The following is a 4,189-nucleotide window of genomic DNA, read 5'->3' on the forward strand; positions in this document are numbered from 1 at the left end:
GCTTGTTCCGCTCAAACTTTTCTTTGCTCATTGCACTACTTCTCTCTTTGTCGTTGCTTCAGTGGGTTGTCAAGGATCTTCGGTACTCGAATCGGGTTCTGCGGCTTATTCGCCGCGGACCCGCTTCACGATTTCTTCGGCGATGGCGTTCGGTACCTCTTGGTACTTGTCGAACTGCATCGTGTAGGTCGCACGCCCCTGGGTGCGTGAACGGAGGTCGGTACTGTACCCGAACATCTCCGACAGCGGGACCTCGGCGTTGACGACCTGGGTGTTTCCACGGGCCTCCATGCCACCGACGCGTCCACGACGGCTGGACAGGTCGCCCATCACGTCGCCCATGTACTCCTCGGGGGTCACGACCTCGACGGCCATGATCGGCTCCATGAGCACGGGCTTGGCCATCTCGGCGGCCTTGCGGAAGACCTGCTGGCCGGCGAGCTTGAAGGCCATCTCCGAGGAGTCGACGTCGTGGTACTGACCATCGACCAGTTCGACCTTCACGTCGACCGTCGTGTAGCCGGCGAGCACGCCGTTGTCCATCGCCGCTTCGAGACCCTGGTTGGTCGGGCCGATGTATTCCTTCGGGATCTTGCCGCCGGTGATCTTGTCCTCGAACTCGTAGCCACCGCCCGGGTTCGGGATCATGTTGATCTTCACGACGGCGAACTGACCCGAGCCACCGGACTGCTTGATGTGTCGGTACTCGACGCTCGTGACTTCCTTGGTGATCGTCTCGCGGTACGCGACCTGCGGCTTGCCGACGGTCGCTTCGACGCTGAACTCACGCTGCATGCGGTCGACGAGCACCTCGAGGTGCAGCTCGCCCATGCCCGAGATGACGGTCTGGCCGGTCTCGTGGTCGGTACGGATGCGGAAGGTCGGGTCCTCGTCGGACAGCGACTTCAGCGCCTTGCCGAGCTTCTCCTGGTCGGACTTCGTCTTCGGCTCGATGGCAACGTGGATGACCGGCTCGGGGAACTCCATCCGTTCGAGGATGACCGGGCTGCTCTTGTCGCAGAGCGTGTCACCGGTGGTGACGTTCTTGAAGCCCAGTCCGGCGACGATGTCACCGGCCATGGCGACGTCGAGGTCCTCGCGCTGGTTGGCGTGCATCAACAGGATGCGGCCGAGGCGCTCGCGGTCTTCCTTGACCGAGTTGTAGACCTCGTCGCCCTTGCTGATCTCGCCGGAGTACACGCGGAAGTAGGTGAGTTTGCCGAACGGGTCGGCGACGATCTTGAACGCCAGTGCGGCGAACTCGTCGTCGTTCGGGCCGCGGGTGACGTCGTGGTCCTCGCCGCCCTTGGTGACGATGCCGTGTGCCGGCTCGATGTCGAGCGGGCTCGGGAGGAAGTCGACGACGGCGTCGAGCATCGGCTGGACACCCTTGTTCTTGAATGCCGAGCCGCAGAGGATCGGGACGAAGTCGTTGGCGAGGGTTCCCTTGCGGATCGCCGCCTTGATGTCGTCCTCCGACAGCTCTTCGCCTTCGAGGTACGCGTCCATCAACGCTTCGTCCTGCGTGGCGATGGTCTCCATCATCTCCTCGCGGTACCGGTTGGCCTCGTCGATCATGTCCTCGGGGATGTCGGCCACTTCGTAGCTCGCTCCGAGGTCCGTCTCGTCGACGCCGCGCCAGAGGAGCGCCTTCATCCTGACCAGGTCGATCAGGCCTTCGTAGGCCTTGACGGCTTCGGGGCCACCGGCGCCGACGGGCAACTGGATGACGAGTGCGTTCGCCTGGAGGCGGTCCTTGACCATCTCGACGGTGCGGTAGAAGTCGGCACCGATGCGGTCCATCTTGTTGACGAAGCACATGCGCGGAACGTTGTACTTGTTGGCCTGACGCCAGACGGTCTCGGTCTGCGGCTCGACGCCGGCGACGGAGTCGAACACGGTGACGGCACCGTCGAGGACGCGGAGCGAACGCTCGACCTCGATGGTGAAGTCGACGTGGCCCGGCGTGTCGATGATGTTGATGCGATGGTCGTCCCAGACGCACGTGGTGGCGGCCGACGTGATCGTGATGCCACGCTCCTGCTCCTGCGCCATGTGGTCCATGGTCGCGGCGCCGTCGTGGACCTCACCGATCTTGTAGCTCTTCCCGGTGTAGTACAGGATCCGCTCGGTGGTGGTCGTCTTCCCGGCGTCGATGTGCGCCATGATCCCGATGTTCCGGGTGCGCTCCAGGGGGAACTCTCGCTTGGCCATACTTGTCACTACTTCCGCTTGCGTCTCGAACTCTCAAAGGGCTACCGGTCCGGGCAATCCGGACCGCTCGTGCGTGTGCGAAGCGCACGAGCACGGCGTTCGAGTGTATCGGCGGAATTCCACCCGCAACCTGGAGTGACGGGAGTATCAGCGGTCGGCGGTCAGGCGTTGGTCAGCTGACGTTGCCCTGGATGTAGTCGTGGAGTTGGTCGTTCTCGCGCTCGAGTTCGCCGAGACGGAACTTCACGACGTCACCGATCGAGATCATTCCGGTCAGCGCGCCGTCACCGGCGAGGACGGGGAGGTGACGAATCCGCCGGTCGGTCATCAACGCCATGAGCGCGTCGATCGAATCGCTCGGCGAACACGTGAAGACCTCGCTCGACATGCAACTCGCGACGTCTCGTTCGAGGGTGCCGGCGCCGTGAGCGGCGAGTGCGCGAACGATGTCGCGCTCGGAGATGATCCCGTCGAGCGATCGTCCGTCGGCCGACGCGATCAGGGCTCCGAAGCCGCGCTCGCGCAGTTCCTCAGTGGCCTCGGCCAACGTGGCAGAGGGCGCGATCGTCGCGACCTCCGTTCCCTTCGAGGACAAGATGGTCTGGACGTTCATCGTGCGGCTCCCTTCGCTCGACACGAATCTAGTTCACTCGTGAATCGCCGGGACACCGGTGCCCGAAAACGGCGAAAGCCCGGGCACACGGCCCGGGCTTCGACGTGATCAGAACGACCGGATCACCAGCGGTAGTGGGCGAACGCCTTGTTGGATTCGGCCATCTTCTGCATGTCGTCGCGGCGCTTCATCGCGGCGCCGAGACCGTTGGACGCATCCAACAGCTCGTTCGCCAGACACAGCGCCATCGACTTCTCGCGGCGGTGACGGGCGAAGTCGACGATCCAACGGATCGAGAGCGTGGTCGCACGGCGCGGCCGCACTTCGACGGGCACCTGGTAGGTGGCACCACCGACGCGACGGCTGCGGACTTCGAGCGGCGGCTTGACGTTGTCGATCGCACGCTTGACGGTGTCGATCGCGAGATCCTCACCTTCGAGCTTGCTCTGGATGATCTCCATCGCGTCGTAGACGATCTTCTCGGCGATGCTGCGCTTGCCGTGCAGCATCACCTTGTTGATCAGTTGCGTGACGACAACGGACTTGTAGATCGGGTCGGCGACCAGATCGCGGCGGGGAGCGGGACCTTTACGAGGCATCGCTGATCACTTCTCCTTCTTGGCGCCGTAGCGGCTGCGGGCCTGCTTGCGGTTCTTGACGCCGACGGCATCGAGCGTGCCGCGGATGATCTTGTAGCGCACACCCGGCAGGTCGCGCACACGACCGCCGCGCACGAGCACGATCGAGTGCTCCTGCAGGTTGTGGCCTTCGCCCGGGATGTAGGCGGTGACTTCGATCCCGGAGTTGAGGCGGACACGGGCGACCTTGCGGAGCGCCGAGTTCGGCTTCTTCGGAGTCGTGGTGTACACGCGGGTGCACACGCCACGACGCTGAGGGGAACCCTTCAGCGCCGGTGTCTTCGACTTGGTGACTTTCGAGCTGCGCCCTTGACGGACGAGCTGCTGGATGGTTGGCATGGACGAAACCTCGTTCGTTTCGGGTCGGACAGCGTGCCGGACGAAGTGCCGGCGTGGCAGTCATGTGGTGGGTTGGATGCACCCGGTGTGCATCCGCCATACAGCGGCCGACGTACGGAACCCCCGCTGAGAGGACCAAGTAATGCTACGGACCCACCCCGCCGCGCGCAACGCGCCAACCGTCCGGTGAGATGTGAGACCGACAGTCGGTCCCGACTCTCACCGTCGGGCTGGATCCGACCCGTCCGGTGAGATGCGAGACACACAGGTGGTCTCACATCTCACCGGAGGCGGGTTCGGGAGGCGGTTGGGTTCGGTCCGGTGGATCAGCCGATCGGTTCGGAAGCGACCGTGGCGGCGTCGCTCGAGTACGTGCCGTGGAGGC

4 protein-coding genes are annotated in these 4,189 nt (G+C 64.1%); all 4 read right to left on the bottom strand.

What is annotated here, in order from left to right; all coding sequences use genetic code 11:
* Positions 1-105 precede the first annotated feature (105 nt).
* The 4 genes from fusA to rpsL all read right to left on the bottom strand — a co-directional run bounded on the left by fusA (position 106) and on the right by rpsL (position 3,804).
* Positions 106-2,214: an elongation factor G gene (gene fusA / locus ON45_RS16725; protein ID WP_040495283.1), complete on the bottom strand. Its 2,109-nt coding sequence runs from the start codon at positions 2,212-2,214 to the stop codon at positions 106-108.
* Between the two features lie 172 nt (positions 2,215-2,386).
* Entirely contained in the window at positions 2,387-2,827 is a 441-nt protein-coding gene (locus tag ON45_RS16730; RefSeq protein ID WP_040495285.1) for a CBS domain-containing protein, read from the bottom strand.
* Positions 2,828-2,949: 122 nt separating this feature from the next.
* A complete protein-coding gene (gene rpsG, locus ON45_RS16735; protein WP_040495288.1) occupies positions 2,950-3,426 on the bottom strand; it encodes a 30S ribosomal protein S7 in 477 nt (158 codons plus the stop codon).
* 6 nt (positions 3,427-3,432) lie between these two features.
* Positions 3,433-3,804 (bottom strand): 30S ribosomal protein S12, encoded by a 372-nt coding sequence (rpsL, locus tag ON45_RS16740; protein ID WP_015440371.1) that lies wholly within the window; start codon positions 3,802-3,804, stop codon positions 3,433-3,435.
* Between the last annotated feature and the right edge of the window lie 385 nt (positions 3,805-4,189).

Origin of the sequence: Ilumatobacter nonamiensis YM16-303 (genome assembly GCF_000350145.1) — a bacterium.
In the GTDB taxonomy this organism is placed as follows: domain Bacteria; phylum Actinomycetota; class Acidimicrobiia; order Acidimicrobiales; family Ilumatobacteraceae; genus Ilumatobacter_A; species Ilumatobacter_A nonamiensis.